Raw genomic sequence first — 20,997 nt, forward strand, 5'->3', positions numbered from 1 at the left:
GGAGAGTATAGCGACTTGCGGGGCTAGTCTTCCAGACGCGGGCCGGTCTGGAAGACGATGGGGTTGAGCATCAGGTAGCGCAAGGCGAAGAACTTGGACTGCCATTGACCGATGGTGAAAGTCATCTTCTTGGGGACAGCCGACTGGTTGGGCCAGCCGTCCAGGACCATGCCGGCTCTCTTCCAGTCCGCCCCCTTGGGGTAGACGATGACCGCGTGGTGCTCCATGCCCTTGCCGATCATGAGCTTCTTGACCTCCAGGGCGGAGCGGAGGCCGGCCAAAGCGGCGATGGTCTCGCTCTGGTGGGAGATGCAGCCCCTCTCAAGGTTACCCCCGGCGAAAAGCTTGAAGGAGTCCTCGATGTTGGTCATGGTGCCGCTGCCGTAGGCGTCGGCCACCGCGCTGGGGTGCTGGGCGTGGAGCTTCTGGACCGCCAGGCTGGCCAAGCGGACGGCCTCGGCCAGCGCCGGAAGGTCGCGGTCCTGCCAGCCGTGGTCCCGGAGGTCCGAGGGCGCGAGATCGGCCTCGAGGAGGGAGGAGAGGGCTCGGCGGTAGGCCTGCTCCTGGGCCAGTTGCGCCGTCCGCGCGGTCTGGGCCTGGCCTTGCTGGGATTGTTTGAGCTGGTCGGCGCCTTGACGGATGCCGGATAGGTCGGGCGCCGTGAATTCATCGGCCGCCAGGGCCGGCCCGGCGGCCGACAGAAGCAGCCACAGCGCGGTCTCAGCGGTCCTGCGGGCCATGGGCTTGCCTCAGCGACGACAACTTCAGCATAGCCCCGGCTCCTGGCCTTGTCAAGGGGAGGTGTAGGGCGTGTAGGGCGGCTTGACGATGGCCGCATTGACCTGCCTCCATGAAATACCAGACAATATGGACGTATGCCGGGTGAAACCGCCCTCTGGCTCATCTTCGGGACCGTGATCGCCGCGGCCTTGGCGGTGGATCTTGGCGTCCTGCACCGCAGGGCCCACGCCGTCTCCTTCAAGGAAGCCGCCTTCTGGAGCGCGGCATGGTTCTCCTTGGCCGCGGCCTTCGCCGGGCTCATCGCCCTGTCCAGCGGCCGGGAGAGGGCCCTGCAGTTCGCGGCGGGCTATCTGCTGGAGGAATCGTTGAGCGCGGACAACATGTTCGTGTTCCTGGTCATCTTCCATTACTTCGGCCTGCCCCCGGCCCACCAGTCCCGCGTCCTGCATTGGGGAATCCTGGGCGCTATCGTCATGCGCTTCCTCTTCATCTTCGCGGGGGTGACGCTGGTCAATACCTTCCACTGGATGATCTACATCTTCGGGGCCGTGGTGATATACACGGGCGCGAAGATGGCTCTGACCGAGGGCGCGGAGGTCCGGCCGGAGCACAATATCGCTCTCAAGGCTCTGCGGCGGGTGATGCCGTTGGCCGGGCTTGAGCACGGGCAGAGCTTCTTCGTGCGTCTGGGCGGAGTCCTGCAGGCGACGCCGCTGTTCGCCGCGCTGTTGGTGGTGGAGTTCTCAGACCTGCTTTTCGCGATGGACTCGATTCCGGCGGTGATCGCCATCACCACGGACACCTTCGTGGTCTACACCTCGAACGTCTTCGCGATCCTGGGCCTGCGCGCCCTGTTCTTCCTGCTCGCCAACCTGATGGGGATGTTCCGGTTCATGAAGGCCGGGATCTCCCTCATCCTGATCTTCGTGGGCCTGAAGATGCTGGGCGGGCACTTCTACCACGTGCCCACGGGCGTGTCCCTCTGCGTCATCGGCGGGATACTGACCGCATCGATCGCGGCGTCCCTCCTGGCCCGGCGGCAGGCCGAGCTCCCCTAGGCCCGGTTCCTCCGGAATCCCGACGGCTTGAACCCGCACTCGGCCTCGTAGTCCCGGGCGCAGCCCAGGGCCTGGGCCGCGATGTGCCCCACCTCGCAGAGGCTGCGGCCCGGGCCGACCTGGAGGCCGCCCAGGTCCGCCCCAAAGCCGATGCGCTCCACGATCAGGGGCAGCGCCTCCTTGTTGTGGTAGCCGTAGTCCTCGCGGTGCTGCATGCCGTGGTCCGCGGTGATGATTAGGAGGTCGCCTTTGCGCAGCCTGGCTTCGAAGAGCGGCAGGGCGCCGTCCACGCCTTCCAGGCAGCGGACGGCGCCGGCCACGTCCCGGGTATGCCCGTAGAGGCTGTCCGCGTCCACCAGGTTCGTGAACACGAAGGTCCCGCCCGGGCGGTACACCGCGGCCGCCTCGGCCAGGACGTTGACCGTGCCCTGGATGGTGTAGGGGTTGGTGTCCTTCTTCTTGGGATGCATGAAGCGCAGGCTCAGTCCGGGGTCCAGGAAAGCCGGCTTGGTCAGCTTGATGCGCTCATGGTAGACCGTATTGACCAGGTCGCTCGTCTTGCCCACGGCCGCGGTCCACACATCCCGGGCGTAGAGCACGTCCACCAAGGTCTTCCCGCGCATGGGCAGGACCGTGTCGTGGCGATTGGCCGTGCGCACGATCTCCCCCTCGGGCGACCGGACATAGGCCCGCGCGATCACCCGCGTGATCGGGATGCCCATCTCCCGGGCCAGCTCGAAAGCCTGGTCCGCGATGGCATGCTGTTCCTTGACCAGGATGACCGCTTCGTTCATCGCGATCTGCACCAGAGGGTCGCACTTGCTCGCGTAAACGATGGGACGGCCGGTCTTCTCGTGCTCGACGGCGTTGAGCTCGATGGCCTCCATGCCCCCCGCCATCTTGTTAAAGATCGTCTTGCGGCCGATGCGCTCTTCCAGGGCCGCGATGAAGTCAGCCCGGAAGCCGTCCGGGAAGAGCTCGTAGGTGCTGGGGTCCACGATGCCCACCATCTCCCGGTGTCCGATGACCGAGTCCGCCGAGGCCGAGGCCTGGTTCAGGCGCATGGCGCAGGTCCTCCCGCCGTCGCGGCCCAGGCGGCCGCGGTGGCGCGGGGCCACGATACGGCCCAGGCCCAGGCGCGAGAAGTTGGGCAGCTTCAGCCGGCCTGGATGGCGGTCGAGCAGGAAGTCCAGGGTCTCCGCGCCCACGGCATCCACGACCAGGAGCAGGACCGTCGCTTTGGGTTTGGCCATGTCTCAGACCTCCGAGGGCTCGGCCCTCTGCGAGAACCACGTGCGCATCCGGTCCAGGGCCGCGGCGAACGAGACCTGCGGCGCGTACCCCAGATCCTGGCGGGCCGCCGTGATGTCGAACCAATGCGCCGTGGTCAGCTGCTGGACCAAAAAGCGGGTCAGCCTCGGCTCCGCGCCCCGCTTGGCCGGATGCAGGGTCTCGCAGCCCCACGCCGCGAGCTTGGCGGCCAGGGGGCTCACCGTCTTGGTGACCGGCGGCAATCCCGCGGCGTTGAGGATGGCGTTGATGACGTCCCATACCGGCAGCGGCTCGCCTCCGGTGATGAAATAGGCCCGGCCCGAGATCAGGCCGCCCGGCGCCAGCTTCTCCAACGCCAGCCGGTGCGCCTCGGCCGCGTCCTCCAGGAAGGTCGTATCCACCTTCTTGTTGAAGCCGCCGATGCGGCGGAGCTCGCCGCTGCGGGCCTTCTCGATGAGCCGGGAGATGAGCTTGTCCTCGCCCGGCCCCCAGACCAGATGCGGCCGCAAAGCCACGGTGGCGAGGCTGGCCGTGTTGCTGGAGAGCACCATCTCCTCGGCCGTGGCCTTGGTCCGGGAATAATAGGAATCGAAGGACCGGGCATAGGACGCGGACTCGTCCCAGCCCTCCACGTCCGCTCCGGTGAACACCACGCTGGGGGAGCTGGTGTAGACCAGCCTCTGGATGCCCAGCTCCTGGCAGGCCCGCAGCACGTTGTTGGTGCCGGTGACGTTGACCTTGTAGAACTCCTCCAAAGGCCCCCAAATGCCCACCTTGGCCGCGCAATGCACCACGGCCTCGGCGCCCCGGCAGGCGGCCCGCACCGAATCCAGGTCGAGCAGGTCTCCGGGAAACTCCACCACGCCTTCCTTGGCCAGCTCCGGGTGGTCGGTGCGCGAGAGGCTGCGCACCTCATGGCCGTGGTAGCGCAGGAGCCGCGCCACCGCCCCGCCTATGAACCCGCTGCCGCCCGTCACCAGGACCTTCATGTGATCCTCCTCTTGGCCCAGACCGCCAGCTTCTCCCGGAATATCTTGGCGTTGTGCCGCACGTCCACCGGGAAGCCCGGATGGAACAGCACCGTGCGGATGCTCCTGGTGTGCGCGAAGCGTTGCGCCGTCTCCAGGAGCTCGCGGCGCACCAGGTCCCGGTCCGCGCCGGGTTCCAGCTCCACGCAGAGCACCGGGGTCTGCCCTGCGGCGGCGGCCACTCCCACCAGGGCGCTGCGCCGCACCTGGGGGTGCTGGTTGAAGACCCCCTCGCAAGGGATGGTGAAGAGGGCCTCGGGCGGGGAGCCGACGCGGTGGCTCTTGCGGCCGCAGAACCACAGCCGGCCCGCTTCGTCGAGATAGCCCAAGTCGCCCATGCGGTGGCGCAGGGAGTCCCCGTCCGGGATCTTGGCCAGGGCCGTGGCCTCGGGCCGGCGGAAATACTCTCGGGTCACCACCGGCCCCTTGACCACGATCTCTCCGATCTGCCCGGCCGGCAGGCAAAGGGAGCCGGACCAGGCGGAGATCGGCTCGTCGCTGATGCGGATGACCTTGACCTCCATCCCGGGCCAGGGGCGGCCTACGCACACGCCGCGCCCCTGCGCGGTCAGCCCCGCCGTCTCTCCGAGGACCTCCGCAGCCGTGATGCAGGCCACGGGCAGAGCTTCCGTGGCCCCGTACGGGGTGTGGATATCCGCTCCCGGCGAGAGCATGCGCGCCAGACGCTCCAGGACCTTGGCCGGCACCGGAGCTCCGGCGGAAAGGACGCGCTTGAGGCTGGGCAGGCAGACCCCGTGCCGCTCGCCGTAGCGTCCCACCGCGTCGAGCAAGGCCGGCGAGCCGAAGAGCTGGACCGCGCCGTGCTTCTGGATGGGCAGGACGATCTCCAGGGGATCGACCTTGGCCGGCCGGGTGGGGTCCATGCGCGGGATGATGGCGCTCTGCCCCAGCGCCACGTCGAAGAGCGCGAAGAGCGGGAAGGTGGCCACCGAGAAGCCTCCGGGCTCGATTCCGAAGTGCGACTGGAGCATGGCCGCCTGGTGCGCGAATATGCCGTGCGTGTAGACCGCGCCCTTGGGCGCCCCCGTGCTGCCCGAGGTGAACAGGATCGCCGCCGTGCCGTTCTCTTGAAATTCGGCGCCGAAGGCGCCGAATCCGCGAGCCCCCCCACGGGGGGGGAGCGCTCCGTCGGGGGACAATGCCGTCTTTATAGTTCTCTTCCCCCAGCCTCCGATCAGCCTCGCCGCATGCGCCTTCGCCGACCCGATGAACGCCTCCGGCGCCGCCTCGTCCAGGCAGCGCCCCATGTTGCGCCAGCCGATCCCCGGGTCCACGAGCACCGGCACCGCGCCGCAGCGGAAGAGAGCGAAGGCGAGCGAGACGAACTCGATGCCGGGCGGGACCAGCAGGGCTGCGCGCACTCCCGGCCCCACGCCGCGCCCCGTCAGGCCCTCGGCCAGCCTGGAGCATCGCTCGTCGAGCTCCCGGAAGGTGACGCTCCGGCCGCCGCAGAGCACGGCGGGACGCTCCGGCACCGCGGCCGCGGCCGCCGTGAGCAGCTCGGATACGCTTTGGAGCCTTACCGACGTCGTCATATCACGCTTTGAGGGGATGCCTCGCCAGGAAATCCTTCACCAGCGGGATGATCTGCTCGCCGGCGTCCTCCAGGACGTAGTGCCCGGCGTCGCGGAAGCTGTGCACTTCGGCCTTGGGGAAGCGGCGCACCCATTCCGCGAGGAAATGCCGGTCGAACACGAAATCCTTCTCCCCCCAGCAGATGAGCATGGGATGGTCCTGGAAGCGCGCCAGGCTCCCGGCGGTCTGCGCCACCAGGCCGTAGGACCGGTCCGCCGGCCCCAGCGGTATGTCCTGCACGAAGCGGTGGACCGCGATGCGATTCGCCCAGGAATCGTAGGGCTCCAGATAGATGCGCCTGAGCTCCCGGCTCATGGGCTTGCGCGTGCAGCACATGCGCGCAGCGGCCACGGCGAAGGCGTTGGCCCCGCGCACGAGCAGCGCGCCCAGGGGGCTGCGGCAGACCCTCAGGAGCCAGGGGAAGCGCTTGCCGGCAGGCAGAGGGAAAGCCGCGGTGTTGAGGATGACCAGCCGGTGGACGCGCTCGGGATGGCGGCAGGCGTAGGCCATGCCGATCATCCCCCCCCAATCGTGCACGACCAAGGTGATGCGGTCCTTGACGCCGATGGAATCCAGCAGCGACTCCAGGTCGTCCACGCGGCTCTTCAGGGAGTAATCGTAGTCTGCGTCGCCGGGCTTGCTGGAGAGCCCGCAGCCGATGTGGTCGGGGACGATGACCCGGAAGGAATCGCTCAAGGCCTTGGCCAGATCCCGGTAGTAGACGGCCCAGCTCGGGTTGCCGTGCACCATGACCACCGGGTCGCCCGAGCCGGCGTCGAGGTAATGCTGGCGCAGAGCGCCGCGGTCGAGGAAACGGCTCTCGAAAGGCAGGGCCGGATGCTTCACCACTCCCACCCCAGCATGAGGCAGTTGAGCCCGCTGCCGATCCCCAGGAAAGCCACCTTGTCCCCCTTGCGCAGGAACTCCCGCTCTTCGGCGATGGCCGCGGTCATGGGCAAGGACACGGTCCCCATGTTGCCCAGGGACTCGTAGGTCTGGAAATCCTTGTCCTCGGACATGCCGAGCTCGGCTAGGACCTGGCTGCGGTGCGGGGCCCCGACCTGGTGGCAGATGGTCCGGTCCACCCCGGCCGAGGTCCAGCCCAGCTCAGTCATCAAAGCGGCCCAGGTGCCGCGGCCCAGGCCCACGCCGTGCTTTAGCACCGCGGCCGCGTCCGTGGACATGGAATCGCGCTGCCAGAGGCAGAGGCCGTGGTGCTGGGGGGCCGTGCGCAGGACTCCTCCGAGCAGACGGTGCCCGGGATTGCCGAAGGAGCCGTCGGTGAGCAGCACACCCACCGCTCCGGAGCCGCCGGTCAAGGTGGCCATGGATAGACGGAAATGGTCCAGGCTTGGGTCTTTCAGCATGCTCGCGATCATGCTGTCGTTGATCTCGCGGGCGGACTCGCAGGACACCACCAGGCCGGCGCGCATCGCGCCGAGCTCTATGGCGTTGGCGACCTCGAAGATGCCGTTCATCACGCCCAGACAGGCGTTGGAGATGTCGTAGACCGCGCAGTCAGGCCGCACGCCCAGCCCGGCCGCGACGGCGCAGGCCGTGGCCGGCTCGCTGGCCTCGCGGCAGACGCCCGCGTAGATGAGGGCGCCGAGGTCCGAGGCCGCCGCGCCGCCCGCGGCCAAGGCCTTGCGCCCGGCCCGGACCGCCCCTGCGGAGAGCTTGAAGCCGGGGTCCCACCAGCGCCGCTCGCGGATGCCGGTCAGGGCTTCGAGCTGGCCCGCCTGCATGCCCAAACCGCGGTAGACCGGGGCGATGCGCTCCTCCAAGGCCGAGGAGGCGACCACGTTGGGCGCGAGCTCGTAGCCGATGGCGTCGAGGAAGACCTTCTTGTAGCGCATGTCCCCGGATCAATCCTCGATGGCTCGGGAGACGGCTGCGACCAAGGCGCCCGCGGCTTGCGCGGCCGCATTCTGAGCGGCCTTCTCGCAGGCTTCAGCCGGGGTGCGGCCGAACGCGGTGGCGTCCTTGGGGGCCAGGCCCGCGACCAGCCTCTCTCCGGGGCTGCCCTGAGCGACCACGGCCTCGGGCCGGAGCGTCGCCCTGCAGGAGAAGCCCACGTCCACGCCCAGGGGCCGTGCGGCTCCGAGCTCCTCGGTCTTGAGCTCTCCCGAGACCGCGATGCGCGCCGAGCCGGCCTGCGCCGCGGGCAGGACCATGAAGCCCTCATCGTCGAAACGACGCGTGAACTCGCTCTGGGCGAGCTTGAGCAGGCCCGACGCGAGCCCCGAAAGCCGGAGGCTCACGCTCTTCCGACTGCGCCGGCGCTCTGCCGCGGCCAGCGCCTCTTTGAGGGCCGCTGCAGCCTCTTCCCGGCTCATGGAGCAGAGCACCCAATACTCCCGGCGGCGCTCGTCTCGGTACTCCTCGAAGCGCTTGCGCCCGAGCACGGCGTCGAACATGCTGCCGGTCATGCTCTCCACGCTCTCGCTGGAAACCTCGGAGCCGTTGCGGGCCTCGGCCTGGAGCGTGGTCTTGACTTCGCCGCGCACCACGGCACGCAGCTTCAAGCTCAGCTTCTGCAGCGCGTCGCTGTAGGCCATGTCGCGCGCCTTCTTGACGCCGCCCGGGTCGGAAGCCTGGTAGGCGCCGAACCCGACCCCGTCGATGCCGGTCCCCTCGGCTCCCGCGGAGCTCACCCAGGCAGGCCGGAGCAAGGCCGGGCCGCCGCAGGAGGCCAACGCGGCGGCCGCCAGGAGCGCGGCTGTGGCGCGCGTCAAAAAGGCTTTTCTCATCAGGATATTCCTCTCGGAACCTCGGCCGGGCTTTGGTGTCAAAAAGGATAGCATTTCACTGCTGTCATCGTTTACGGTACTATGTTACAATCGCAGCCACCCGCAGGAGGCTTGATGAAGAACATGCCCAGACTCGCCGCCATCCTCGCCCTATTGGCATTCCTGGCCGCTTCCGCGTCGGCGGAGCCTCTTGAGAAGCTCGCCCGCAAGCTGGAGACCGGCCTGAAAGGCCAGACGGTCAAGCAGATGGCCGTGCTCAGCTTCCCCTATCACGACGGGACCATGAGCAGCGGCTCCACCATCGTGCAGGAGCGCTTGACCACATTCCTGGTCGAGGGCGGCAAGGTGCAGGTCGTGGAGCGCAGCCTGCTCAAGAAGGCGCTGGAGGAGATGAAGCTGGAGACCTCGGGCCTGATGGACCCGCAGACCACCAAGGAACTGGGCAAGGTCCTGGGCGTGGACGCGGTCTTGATCGGCACGCTCAACGACCTCTCCAAGAAGAAGACCGAGATCAACGCCCGCATCATCCAGACCGAGACCGGCAAGATCCTGACCGCGGGCCAGGCCAGCTTCTCGCGGACCTGGACGGACGAGCCGCGTCAGATATCAGGAGGAACCACCCTGCCGCCGGTGACAGGCCCGGTCACGCCCACGACCCCGGCCAACCCGCCGACGGGACAGTACCTCGGCAAGGCCTTGGTCCAGCTCGCCATCCTCCTCGACACCTCCAACAGCATGGACGGGCTCATCAGCCAGGCCAAGAACCAGCTCTGGCACATCGTCAACGAGTTCGGCGCGGCCGAGAAGGGCGGCAACAACCCCACCGTGCAGGTGGCGCTCTACGAGTACGGCAACGACAACCTCTCCGCGGGTGAGGGCTACATCCGCCAGGTCCTTCCTTTCACCACGGACCTGGACAAGGTCTCGGAGCAACTCTTCGCCCTCAAGACCCGCGGCGGCCAGGAGTACTGCGGCTGGGTCATCCGCGACGCGGTCAACGGCTTGCAATGGGACCCCCATGCCGACGTCTACAAAGCCATCTTCGACGCGGGCAACGAGCCCTTCACCCAGGGTCCGGTGGATTTCCACGAGTCGGTCGCGGCAGCGGCCAAAAAGGGCATCACGGTGAACACGATCTTCTGTGGGCCCCGGCAGGAAGGCGTGGCCATGCAGTGGCAGGCCGGGGCCGAGGCTGGGGGCGGCGACTACGCCAACATCGACCAGGGAGCCCAGGTGGTCTCCGTGCAGGCTCCCCAGGATGCGGAGATCCAGCGCCTTTCCGGCCAGCTCAACGACACCTTCATCGCTTACGGCTCGGCGGGAAAGAAGGCCCAAAAGCGCCAGGAGGCCATGGACAACGCCGCCGCCGCGGCCCCGGCCGCGGCCGGCGTGGCGACCCAGCGCGCCTTGGCCAAGGGCAGCGCCCAATACTCGCAGTCCGCGCAAGACTGGGATGCGGTCAGCGCCATGGAAAGCGGGAAGCTCACAGCAGGAGAACTGCGCAAGGAAGAGCTTCCCTCCGAGATGCAGGCCATGGACGCCAAGGAGAGGGCGGCCTACATTAAGAGAAAGGCTGCCGAGCGCAAAGACATCCAGGCCAAGATCAACCGCCTCAACGAGGAGCGGCGCAAGTACGTGTCCGCGGAGGAGAAGAAACTCGCGGCCCAGGGCGCCAGCCAGACCTTGGGCCAGGCCGTCATCAAGACGGTCCGCACCCAGGCCGCCAAGAAAGGCTTTAAGTTCAAATAGCCGGATCCGAGGAAGGGAATCAGGCCAGCCGCAAGGCGAAATCGGTCATCTTGTAGATGACCAGGCCGTCCACCTTGAGGAAGCCGTCGGCCTTGATGAGCCGGCGCGTTTCGTCCACGGCGGTGACGCAAGCCTCGACGGTGACGAGCTTGTTGGCGGGAATGACCTGGCCGCGGTAAAGCCAGGTATGCTTCTGCCCCAAGGCCATGGACTCGAACCGCTCCGAGGACCCCTTCCAGCGTTCGCGCGCCGCGACCTTCATCAGCTGGACGAAGGACTCCAGGCCCAAGGAGCCCGGGCAGACCGGGTCCTGGCAGAAATGCGCCTTGAAGAACCACTCGGACGGGTCGACCTTCTTCGTGCCGCGGATGAAGCCCAGGCCCTTCGGCCCGCCGTCCGGAACGAAGAAGTCGACCGTGTCCACCATCATGAGCATCTTCTCCGGCATGCCCGACTGCCACAGGGCGGGCAGCAGGCCCCGCGCCAATTCGGCCTGGGGTGCAGCATAAGGCGCCGCGCCGCGCACGCCGACCTGCTCCGAGAGCGCCTTCTTCGAGAAGAAGCCGAACTCGGTGATGCCCTCGTAGACTAGGCGTCCGTTGCAGCGCACGGCCATGTCGTAATCCTGGATGAGCATGCCCGCTGACTGCACGTTCTTGGTCATCTTGACCGTGGTGACCAGCGTCCCGGCCTCAGGGCCGATCTCCTCATACTGCGTCGCGGTCCCGCCCAGGTTCCGGAAAGAAAGGTCGCTTTGGCTCGACAGAGCCGAGCCCACATAAGCGGCCAGCCAGCCGCAGGGCTGCAGGGCCACTTCCAACAGCACGCCGAAAGGCATGAAGGGTTGGCCGTTGGCTTTGAAGTACCAGGCGTCCTTCGGCACGTCGTACTCCGCATCCACCACGCCGCCGGCCGCCAGCTTGAAAGCCTCGCAGCCCTCTATCCTTGTGATGCGGTCTAGAACCTGATAGGGCGGGCCGGGCAGGCGGGCGATCACACGACCGGTGTCGAAAATCTCATAGGGCTTTCCGAAAGCCTCCGAAGGTTTTCCTATGGCAAAGGCCAAGATGCTGTCCGTATCGAAAAGGATCTTCTTCTCGGCTTCTTTCCTCCCAATGACTTTTCCACCCCAGATCCTCTGCAGTTCCGCCCTGTCCGTGCCCCCCATCCTCACGCACATGTCCGTGATGCGCACGATGGGCTTGCCGTCCGCGTACATCAAGGCGTCCGCGATGGCGAAGGGCGCGGGGTCGAAGCCCAGCTCCTTGACCTCGACCTGATAGTGGACCTTCTTGGTCGATGCGATGACCTGCCCGCGGCAGTGCAGGCCGCTGGTGACTCCAGGCACCGGCTCGTACCAGACCTTGGATTTCTCCCCCACCCAGCCCTGCCGCATGAGCAGGATGCGCAAGGTGTGCAGGCAGCACTCGTACATCAAGGTACCGGGCATCACGTTGTCGTCCGAGAAATGGCAGGTCAGATGCCAGTCGTCCGGCCGGATGTCCGCTTCGCCCTTGATGATGCCCAGGGCCCAGCGTCCCCCCTTGGGGTCGAGCTCCACCACCCGGTCGACAAGCTCCATCTTCCCGACAGGCAAGCCCACAGGCTCCTGCAGAGGCAGTCCGGAGAAAGCCGCGCCGAAGCAGGCTGCCAGATCGCCCCGGCGCAGAGCCAGCACCTGTTCGTCAGAGTACGTTTCGCGGCCGAAATCCGGCACCAGCGGAGCCCAATCGGCGGGCTTCTTGCCCGGTTTTGACGCCAGCTCCTCCGGCTTGAACACCACGCCCTTGCCCGCGGCGAGCTCCTCGGATGTGAAGAAGCCGGCGCAGCCTTTGCGCATGCTCAGCAGAGGCTCGCCGTTGACCGTGCTCTCGTAGTTGAAGAAGAAGAACCAGGCCTCGTTGTGCTTCACGAAGCGCTCGATCCTGATGTCGTATCGGATCACATCGCCTGGGACCGGCAGCCCGCGATGGAAGGTCACCTCAGCGTCGAGCAAACGGTAGACGCGCAAGCCCTTGGTCTCGAAGTCTATGCCCAGATAGCCGGAGAGGAACAGGTCGGCCTGTCCGGCCTCCACCGCGATGCAGGTCGGGATGCGGCCGCAGTCCAGGTACCAGGCGCCGGCCTTCACGTCGTGCTCGGTCACCACCCCGCCCGACTTCAGGGACCGCGGCTCGCCCGTGACGCTGACGATGCGGTCCACCAGCATCAGCGGCTCGTCAGGAAGGCGCACCCTGGTCGGATAGGAGTCCGCCTCGGCGAAGAGCGGGCCCAAGGCCTTGCCTATGGAGCCGACGGCGAACTCCATGCACTTGTCCCGGTCCATGAAGCATTGAGTCCCGACACCCCTGGGGGTGTCGGGACCATTCTCGTCGGCTGGCCGATACGCGGGGGGCAGTCCACCTCCCCCCCCACCTTGCATCAGCGCCGTCTGCACCGCGATGTTCTTGAGCTGCGCCTGCGCAAAGCTCTGCGAGAGCCTTAGAAAGACCTCATGAGCCTTCACACCGGCCTCGTGCGCCGCGAGCAACTGCCTCTGCAGAGCCGTCGGAGCGGCCAGGGCGACGGGGACGGGGACACCCAAGACAGCCGGTCGTGCCGGCGCGGCGGGCGGGAAGGCATCCGCCAGGGATGGCGCCACCAAAGCCAGGGCCGGCGCCGCGCTCTTGGCGGCGGGCCTCCAGGTCAGAGGCTTGGGCGCGGGCATGCCCATAGGCACGCTCACCCGGGGCCGCGCCGGGGGCGGCTCCTGGTGGTCGGCCGCGCAGGAAGGCAGGCCGTAAAGAGGCTTCAAGTCCAGCGGGATGCGCTCAGCGATGAGCTGGGCCAGCAGGCGCAGCACCGTGGAGACCTCGTCGGACCCCCGCATGCAGGCGGACCGGGCCGCGTGCGGCAAGGGGCCCAGGATCTTGTCGATCATCCGCGTGGCCGAGGCCTGGGGGCCCAGCTCGATGAAGAGCCGCGCCCCGTCGTCATAGGCCTGGCGCACCAGCCCGGGGAAGTCCAGAGGCCGCGTGGCCTGCGCCGTGATGGAGTCGGCCGCGCTCTCTTTGGTGACCTCGTAGGCCTTGCCCCAGGCCCCGCTGTAGAAACGCATGCCGGAGGGCGCTTGAGTGGGCAGCAGATGCAACTCCCGGTACTGCCGCTCCACGAGCTCCGCGGCCGGGAAATGCACGGTGGAGACGCCCTGCAGGGGCAGGAAGACGCAGCCCAGGCCGTCGACCAGGTTGTCCACGGCCTTGCGGTAGCCTCCGACCACGCACTCGAACGGGGCGTTGACGATCAGGAGCGCCGCCCGCTCCATCCCCTTCAAGGCCATCTTGACGGTGTCGGCGGGGCGGTCTATGACCCCCAGGACCCAGTCCATGCGCTCGTCCGTGGGCAGGTTCCAGAAGCGCCGCGCCGCGTCGCAGGGGCCGGCCAGGTCGCTGACGAACAGGCTCGACTGCTTCATGCGGCGCAGCATCTCGTCGCGGCCGGTCCAGGCGCGCAGGGCGAAGAGCCCGGCGGTCTCGCCCAGGCTGTAGCCCACCACGAACCGAGGCTCGACGCCGAAGCCGCGCACCAGGTCGCTCAAGGCCGCGGCGTGGGCGACCGAGCCGAAGATCATGGCGTGAAAATCCGTCACCACCGAGGCCTCCGCCTTCGCCTCCCAGCCCTCTTCCCAGGAGAAGCGCCACGGCACGAAGCGCTCGGGCACGGACTGGCCGCGCAGGTAGCCGTTCTCCGCGTCCAGCCGCCGCAGGACCTCGGGCCATTGCACGCCCAAGCCTACGCCCATGCCCAGGTACTGGTTGCCCGAGCCCGGGAACACGAAAGCCAGCGCCCCGGCGCCGAAAGGAGCGCGCGTGGTCATCTGGATGCGGTCGCCGGAGATGGGCCGCTCCGGGTTGTCGCGGACGGATTCCTCCGCTGCGGTCATCAGTTCGGCGAGGTCAGCGGCGCCGCGCGCCACGAAGGCCAAGCCGAGCTTGCGCTCCGGATGACTGCTCCGGGCCGCCCACCAGCGGCGGGCCAGGCTCTCCACGTTCGCCCCGGCGTCCTGCTGGGCCAGCCAGGAACGCAGGGCGGCCAGCCCGTCCAAGAGCCCCGCCGAGTCGTCCGCTTCGATGGCGAAGAGGGCCTCGTCCCGCGCACCCAAAGGCTGGCGCCGCTCCGCGGCGCAGCGGCCTGCCTCCGCCGCCTGCGGAGCGGCCTCCAGGACCGCATGGCCGCAGTTGCCGTCCGTGGCCATGGAACTCACGCCGGCCCGGCGCGGCCCTTCGGCGCGGTTGCGCAGCCAGTACTGGGGCCGCAGGGGGACATGGAACCGCTTGGCCGCGGCCGCGAGCTCCGGCAGGGCCTGGAAGGGCCGCATGGGCGGCAGGATCTCCTGGTATAGGGCCAAGGCCGCCTTGACCAGGCCCGCCAAGGCCGAGGCGGCCCCCGCGTGCCCAAGCTGAGACTTGAGGCTGCCCAGAGCGCAGGGCAAGCCCGCCTCGGCCGTGCCGTAGAAATCAGCCAGGGCCTCGGCCTCGACCCGGTCCTCGGCCGGCGCGCCGCTGCCGTGAGTCTCCAGGTAGCCCACGGTGGTGGGATCCACGCCGGCGTCGGAGTAGGCGCGGCCCAGCGCCATCCGGTAGGCGGAGGCGCTGGGCGCGGGCCGGTCGACCCCGCCGGCCGAAGCGAAGCCCAGGCCCTTGATGACCGCGTAGACCCGGTCCCCGTCACGCAGCGCGTCGTCGAGACGCTTCAAGACCACCGCGGCCGCCCCCTCGCCCGGCACGGACCCGTCCGCCGACACATCGAAGGGCCTGGCCGAGCCGGAGACGCTGAAAGGCCGCAGGGCGGCGCTGCCCAGCACAGCGCGCAGGTCGCCGGAGAGGTCCACGGCGCCCGCGATGGCGACCTCGAGCTCGCCTTGCTGCAGAGCCCGGACCGCGGCCTCCACGGCGCGCAGGCCGGAGTTCTCCTCCGAGGCGATGGCGAGGCTCGGGCCGCCGACTTGGAACTCGCGCGCCACGCGGCTGGCCACGATGCCGCCCAAAGCGCCCATGGTCCGGTTGGCCGAAAGGGCCGGGCCCGCGGCCTCGCGCAGCAGGCGGACCCACTCGGCTTCCTCCTCGGGGGATAGGTCCCAGCCCAACTCTTTAGCCCAGCGCCGGCCGGTCTCGGCCAAGGCCCAGCGCAGGTCGAAATTGGTGGCGTTTAGGTCCAGGCCCAGGCCGATGAAGACCCCGGCCGACTCGCCCGGGAAGGACTTCAAGGCCGCGTCCTTGACCGCTTTGGCCGCGGTGTCGAGCATGAGGAGCTGCTGGGGGAGCATCTCCTCCATCTCCTTGGGAGGGATGCGGTAGTCCGCGGCCGCCACGCTCACCTCCGGGAGATAGTGTCCGGGGTAGCGAGGCGCCTCGCCGCTGCCCCACCAGCGCTTCTCAGGCGAGGAGAGGGCGGCCTGCGATCGCCCGCCCAGGACATGCTCCTGGAACCGACGCAGGCCCGAACAAGCCCCGAAGTTCGCCTCCATGCCCACGATGGCTACTGGTATGGCCGCGGCCTCCTTGGCCGGCGAGACCGGGACGCTCGTCCCGTGGTGCTTGCGCGGCAAGGATAGGTGCTCTTCGATCAAGACATGCGCGTTGATCCCGCCGAAGCCGAAGGCGCTGACCGCGGCGCGGCGCGGGGTCTTGGCGTCCCGGCTATCCCAGTCCGAGCACTCGACGGGGACCCGGAAAGGGCTCTCCTCCAGGGCCAGCGCCGCGCCGGCCCGGCAGAAGTTGGCGCTGGGAGGCAGGAGCCGGCGCTGCAGGGCCAGGAGTGTCTTCATCAGGCCCGCGGCGCCTGCGGCCGTGAGCAGGTGGCCGACGTTGGACTTGACCGAGCCGATAGGGCACTGACCCGCGCTCCACCCCCGCTCGCCCCAGAGGGCTTTGAGGCTGGCGACCTCGATGGGGTCTCCGGTGGGGGTGCCGGGCGCGTGGCATTCGACCAGGTCCACCTGGGACGGCGCCCACCGCGCCTCCTGATAAGCGGCGCGCATGGCGCGCAGCTGCCCGGGCGTGTTGGGCGCCAGGAGACTGCCGCCCACGTCGTTGGAAAGGCCGATGCCAGCGATGACGCCGTAGACCCGGTCGCCCGCGCGCAGGGCGTCTTCCAGGCGTTTGAGCACGAACATGCCCGCGCCCTCGCCCACGACCAGGCCGTCGGCGGACTCGTCGAAGGGCGCGGGCCGGCCCGAGGCGGACAGGGCGCGCAGCTGGGAGAAGCCCATCTGGGTGTAGAGGCTCTCCGGCCGGGAAACGCCGCCGGTCAGCATGGCGTCGGCGCGGCCCGCGCGCAGCTCGTCGCAGGCGAGCTTCAAGGCGTAGAGGGAGGAGGCGCAGGCCGCGTCCAAGGCGAAGCTCCCCCCGCCCAGGCCCAGGCCGCGCGCCACGACCCCGGCGGGCAGGCCGGCCACGAAGCGGTTGAGGGGGTCGGTCTTCCTGGCGACCGGCAGACGGCGGCCCAGGAGCTTCTCCGAGATGACCGGCAGCAGGAGTTCCCGGGTCAATGCGGAGGCCGAATCCGTGGGCAGGACGATATTGCCCATGATGACGCCCACGCGCGAGCGGTCCACGCCTTCAGTGCGCGCGTCGCGCCAGGCTGAACGCGCGGCGTGCAGAGCCAGGTGGAAGACGGGGTCGAGCCTGGACAAGAAGCCGGCTTCAAGCTCAAGCCCGTCGTAGTCGAGCCGGAAGCCTTCGATGAGGCAGGCCTTGGCGCAGTAGACCTTGTCCGCGGCGGGCCGGGCCGGGTCGAAGGCCTCGGAGGGCGGCAGGATCCAACGCCCCGAAGGGACCTCGCGGCTCGCGCAGCGGCGCTGCGCGATGTTGTCCCAGAAGCGGCCCAGCTCCGGGGCATCCGGGAAGATGCCGCCGATGCCGACGACCGCGATGGGGACTCTCTCTGTCATTTCCCCTTGGCGGGATAGATCGTGAAGGCCGAGGCATCCTCCGCCCAATCGAAGGCGGAAGCGTTGAGCTTCTGCATGACGCCCAGGTAGCCGCCGCGGGCCGGGTCATAATAGCTGGCCTGCAGCGGGACCTTGGTCGCCACCAGGCGTATGACCTCGGCGGAGACCGGGGGACGCCCCTCGGGCAACTGGGCTGCCACATAGACTCCACGATTGACGGTCTGCTCGTCCGGATAAGTCCAGGTCTGCCCGGCCCGGATCCGGGCCTCCGGGACGAACTCGTTGGGCACCAGCAAGGAGGTCTCGGAGTTCATGCCCACGTCGTAGAGATAAAGATAAGCGTCGCGGGTCGAGGTCACCGTGATCACGGCCCGGTCGCTCTCCACGAAGTGGTCCTGGGAGAGGGAGAGCCCGACCTGGAAGTCCTGGTCGGCGTCGGCGGGACGGTCCTTGATGCAGGCGCGCAGCGCGACCGCATAGCCGCATTGACGGCAGTCGCCCAGGTCGCAGTATTGGTCCAGCGCGACCTTCTCGTTGATGATGCGACCGCGGCGGGTGGTGCGCAGGATGCTCTCGATGAGATTGGTCTGCCCGCGCAGCCCTTCCTGCTGGAAATCCAGGGAACGCGAGTTCACGTCCACGCCCAGGAGGTCGTGCATGGCGGCGTTGCGCGCCTTCTCCATGGCCGCGGCGCGGACCTGGCTGCGGCTCTGGTCCTCGTTGACCGTCACCTTGGCCTCGGCTCGGACCCAGGTGCAGCCGAGCTTGGGGTCCTTCTCTCCGATCTGCGAGGAAGGCGCGGGCGACTCCGGCACGGCCGCAACGGCGGCGGGAGCCGGGGCGGTCTTGGCCTTCTTGGCTTCGCCAAGACCCGGCTCGACCTCGTTGAGGGACTTCTCTGCCCTGGCCTTGACCGCCTCATAGTCCGGCTTGGTCGCCGTCGGCTTGGCCTTGGCGCCCGCGCAAGCGGTCGCCCCCAGGATGAGAGGAAGGAGCAGAAGGCATCGCCTCATGTCATCCCCCCACCGCCACGGTGTTGCGCCGGAAGGCTTCGCCCAGCGACTTGTCCACCGTGCACTCGCAGCCGTCCAGCCGGGCCAGCAAGACGCCGTCCTGTCCCAGGAAATCCATGTCGGCGCTGACCAATCCGTCCGTGGACTTCGTGATCCGGGCCCGGATGACGCAGCCCGGCTCGGGCAGGCGCCGGTACTGCCGGTAGCGCCCGACGCGGCAAGGCAAGCACGGCGCCCCCAGCTTCTCGCAGGTCCACAGGATCATGGCCTGGAAGGCGGCGTCGAGCGCCGCCGGGTCCGCGAGCCAGGCGTCGCGCCAAGGCTGCCGCATCCAGTTCTTCGGCGGCAGAGCCTGTCCCGCATGGACCACGATCCCCGACTGGGAGCACCCGGCCACGGAGCGGATGAACCTCATGTCCGGGCCATGGAAGAGGATATCCCGGTACGCCCTCTCCACCGTCCGAGCATAGGGTTGGAGCGCGAAATCAGGCATCGCGGCCGGAGCGGCCGGGAGCTTCCCCGCCAAGACCACGTCCGCGCTCGCATGCAGGACCGCGCCCGGGCCGCGCAGTTCCGCTCTCACGATGTAGCCGCCGTCGGTCTTGACCGCCCGGCCCGCCCACAGCGTCACCGGATACTCCGGCTGCTTGAGCAGCACGCCCTTGTAGACGCGCATGCCGTCCAAACCGTGGAAACGCAGTCCCGGCTGGCCGTGCAAGGCCGTGTGCGCCAGCCACTCCGCGATGAAGGCGAAGGGCAGGACCGGCGCGCCGTTGATCACGTGCGAGGACAGGAAGGGGAAGTCCGCGACCGACACCATGCGCTCGAACACGGCAGAGAGGTCCAAGGCCCGGACCTTGCCCGCGGGCAAGGCCGCGGCCGGCCTGGCGATGGCAACCACCTCGACCGCGCGGCCTTCACCTGAGAGTTCGCGCACCAGGAACCGTCCCCCCTCCTCCAGGCCGATCACGCCCACGCCCTCGGAAGCGAAGAGCTTCTTCAACGGCTCGTTGACCATGCCCCCGTCCCACGGACCCCAGTCGAAGGCAGCGACCCGGCAGCCGGCCAGCCGCCGCGAGAGCAGGCGCGCCGTCTTATTGAGGACTTCGTTGGCCATGGCGTAGTCGGACTGCCCCGAGCGGCCGAAGCGCGCCGTGGACGACGAGAACAACGCCAGGACCTTGAGCTGGGCGAGGTCCAGCGCCTGGAGCAGGTGGCGCAGGCCCGCCACCTTGGTCAAGAACACCGAGTCGAACTGCTCGGGCGTCTTGTCAGCGATGAGCTTGTCCGCCAGGACCCCGGCGCCGAAGACCAGTCCCCGGATAGGGCCGTGCTCTTTCTTGATTCGGGCCAGAGCCTCGGCCAAGCCATCGCAGTCGCGCACATCGGCCTGCACATAGACCGTACGGCTGCCCAAGGCTTCCAGGGCCGCCATATGGGAGCGGATCTCCCGGCCGGCCAGCACCGCGCGGCAGAGTTCGCCGGCCTCCTTTGGGGTCTTGTCCTTGAAGCGGCCCAGGATCGACTTCTTGAGCTCGGCCTCGCCGCGGCAGGCCTTGAGCCAGTCCTCCTCCGCGCCAGGCAGGGGACTGCGGCCCATGAGCACCACCATAGGCCGGCAGGCCTTGGCCAAGGCCAAGCCCGCCTGCGCGGTCACGCCGCGCGCGCCGCCGACCACGAGCACCACGTCCGAGCTCTTGAGGGGCAGGACCCCGGGTTCCGGACTGGCCTTATCCTCGAGCTCCAACTCCTTGCGCCCGGAGGAGGAGAGGCCCACCTCGAGCGTCCCGCGGCAGAAGAGCTCGGCGGCCACGGCCTCGGCGGCGGAAACCGCGTCGTCCCAGCCGGAGGCCAGGTCGAGAGCCTTGCAGCAGACCTCGGGCCACTCGTGCGCGGCGGTCTTGGTCAGGCCGGCCAAGCCGCCCTGCACCGGGTCCTGCTCGGATCTGAGGCCCGAAAGTCCGAAGACTCCGTCGAGACGGGCGACCGTAGCGAAGACCGCGCCGCCGTCATGAGCCGCGCGGCGCAGGGCCGGCAGGGCCAGGCGGGCCAGGCTGAAGGCGCGGCGCAGCAGGTCCTCGGATGCGGGCTGCCAGAGCTGGTCGGGCTCCAGCCTGGAGACCGGGGCCAGGATCACCAAGCCGGCCAAGGCCGGCGGGACTTGCAGAGAGCCCAGCTGCTCCAGGGAGACGATCTCGGCCTTATGGCCGCGGGCCTTAAGGTTGTCGGCCAAGGCCTTGGCCAGGCCGTTGCTCTCGTTGGCGATCCAGATAGGGAGCTTGGCGTCGAGCCGCAGGGACGGCCCCTGGGCCTTGCGCTCCACCGCGTGCAGCACGGAACGGGTGAGCACGCTCGCTGGGGCTGCTTGGGCCGAAGGGACCGGGTCAGCCGCAGGCTTGGGCAGCTCCACCGTCTGGGAGAGGTAAGCCGTGATCTGCCGCAAAGTGCGCAGTGTGCCCAGGTGCTCGGGCTTGACCTTGGGGGCGGCAGGCAGCTTCTCCTGGATCGCGGAGAGGATCTCCACGCGCTTGATGGAATCGATGCCCAGGTCGGACTCCAGGTCCATGTCCGGATTCAGCGACTCCGGCGGATAGCCGGTCTTCTCCGAGACCACGGCGAGGAGAACGGCCTCCACGCCGGGAGCCGCGGCCGCTGTCGGCGCCGGGGCCGGAGCTCCGGCCGAGAGGAACTCGGCGATCTTGCGCAAGGTCCGCAAGGTGCCCAGGTGCTCGGGCTTGACCTTGGGCGCGGCAGGCAGCTTCTCCTGGATCGCGGAGAGGATCTCCACGCGCTTGATGGAATCGATGCCCAGGTCGGACTCCAGGTCCATGTCCGGATTCAGCGACTCCGGCGGATAGC

Annotated in this window: 12 protein-coding genes; 2 read left to right on the top strand and 10 right to left on the bottom strand. The window is 68.6% G+C overall.

Features of this window, described 5'->3' with window-relative positions:
• Positions 1 to 23 precede the first annotated feature (23 nt).
• Positions 24 to 740, bottom strand: coding sequence for a hypothetical protein (locus NTY77_03925; GenBank protein MCX5794628.1), 717 nt, complete (start codon positions 738 to 740; stop codon positions 24 to 26).
• Positions 741 to 875: 135 nt separating this feature from the next.
• On the opposite strand from NTY77_03925, the gene NTY77_03930 reads away from it, so the two are divergent.
• Positions 876 to 1,799, top strand: a complete 924-nt coding sequence (locus NTY77_03930) for a TerC family protein (protein MCX5794629.1) — start codon at positions 876 to 878, stop codon at positions 1,797 to 1,799.
• Here the strand turns inward: NTY77_03930 and NTY77_03935 are convergent.
• Genes NTY77_03935 through NTY77_03960 form a run of 6 tightly spaced genes read right to left on the bottom strand, consistent with a single transcriptional unit; the run spans position 1,796 to position 8,445 of the window.
• Complete coding sequence (locus NTY77_03935) at positions 1,796 to 3,052, bottom strand: hypothetical protein (GenBank protein ID MCX5794630.1); 1,257 nt, start codon at positions 3,050 to 3,052, stop codon at positions 1,796 to 1,798. The two genes, NTY77_03930 and NTY77_03935, sit on opposite strands and share 4 nt — an antisense overlap.
• A gap of 3 nt (positions 3,053 to 3,055) precedes the next feature.
• Positions 3,056 to 4,060: an NAD-dependent epimerase/dehydratase family protein gene (locus NTY77_03940; protein ID MCX5794631.1), complete on the bottom strand. Its 1,005-nt coding sequence runs from the start codon at positions 4,058 to 4,060 to the stop codon at positions 3,056 to 3,058.
• Positions 4,057 to 5,655: a fatty acid CoA ligase family protein gene (locus NTY77_03945; protein MCX5794632.1), complete on the bottom strand. Its 1,599-nt coding sequence runs from the start codon at positions 5,653 to 5,655 to the stop codon at positions 4,057 to 4,059. The genes NTY77_03940 and NTY77_03945 overlap by 4 nt, the downstream gene beginning before the upstream one ends.
• A gap of 1 nt (position 5,656) precedes the next feature.
• On the bottom strand, positions 5,657 to 6,541 hold the full coding sequence (locus NTY77_03950) for an alpha/beta fold hydrolase (protein ID MCX5794633.1): 885 nt from the start codon (positions 6,539 to 6,541) through the stop codon (positions 5,657 to 5,659).
• Positions 6,538 to 7,551, bottom strand: coding sequence for a 3-oxoacyl-ACP synthase III (locus NTY77_03955; GenBank protein MCX5794634.1), 1,014 nt, complete (start codon positions 7,549 to 7,551; stop codon positions 6,538 to 6,540). The genes NTY77_03950 and NTY77_03955 overlap by 4 nt, the downstream gene beginning before the upstream one ends.
• Positions 7,552 to 7,560: 9 nt before the next feature.
• On the bottom strand, positions 7,561 to 8,445 hold the full coding sequence (locus NTY77_03960) for a hypothetical protein (GenBank protein MCX5794635.1): 885 nt from the start codon (positions 8,443 to 8,445) through the stop codon (positions 7,561 to 7,563).
• A gap of 114 nt (positions 8,446 to 8,559) precedes the next feature.
• Here NTY77_03960 and NTY77_03965 point away from each other — a divergent pair, with 114 nt between their 5' ends.
• On the top strand, positions 8,560 to 10,194 hold the full coding sequence (locus tag NTY77_03965) for a FlgO family outer membrane protein (GenBank protein ID MCX5794636.1): 1,635 nt from the start codon (positions 8,560 to 8,562) through the stop codon (positions 10,192 to 10,194).
• Positions 10,195 to 10,213: 19 nt separating this feature from the next.
• Here the strand turns inward: NTY77_03965 and NTY77_03970 are convergent, their stop codons facing one another.
• The 3 genes from NTY77_03970 to NTY77_03980 form a co-directional block, all read right to left on the bottom strand.
• Positions 10,214 to 17,125 carry a beta-ketoacyl synthase N-terminal-like domain-containing protein gene (locus NTY77_03970; protein ID MCX5794637.1) on the bottom strand — a complete coding sequence of 2,304 codons (6,912 nt, stop codon included), beginning with the start codon at positions 17,123 to 17,125 and terminating at the stop codon, positions 10,214 to 10,216.
• Positions 17,122 to 18,138: a DUF4384 domain-containing protein gene (locus NTY77_03975; GenBank protein MCX5794638.1), complete on the bottom strand. Its 1,017-nt coding sequence runs from the start codon at positions 18,136 to 18,138 to the stop codon at positions 17,122 to 17,124. The genes NTY77_03970 and NTY77_03975 overlap by 4 nt, the downstream gene beginning before the upstream one ends.
• A 1-nt stretch (position 18,139) precedes the next feature.
• The coding region (locus NTY77_03980) for an SDR family NAD(P)-dependent oxidoreductase (protein ID MCX5794639.1) at positions 18,140 to 20,997 on the bottom strand (2,858 nt) is incomplete at its 5' end.

This window comes from Elusimicrobiota bacterium (genome assembly GCA_026388095.1).
Taxonomy (GTDB): Bacteria; Elusimicrobiota; Elusimicrobia; order UBA1565; family UBA9628; genus UBA9628.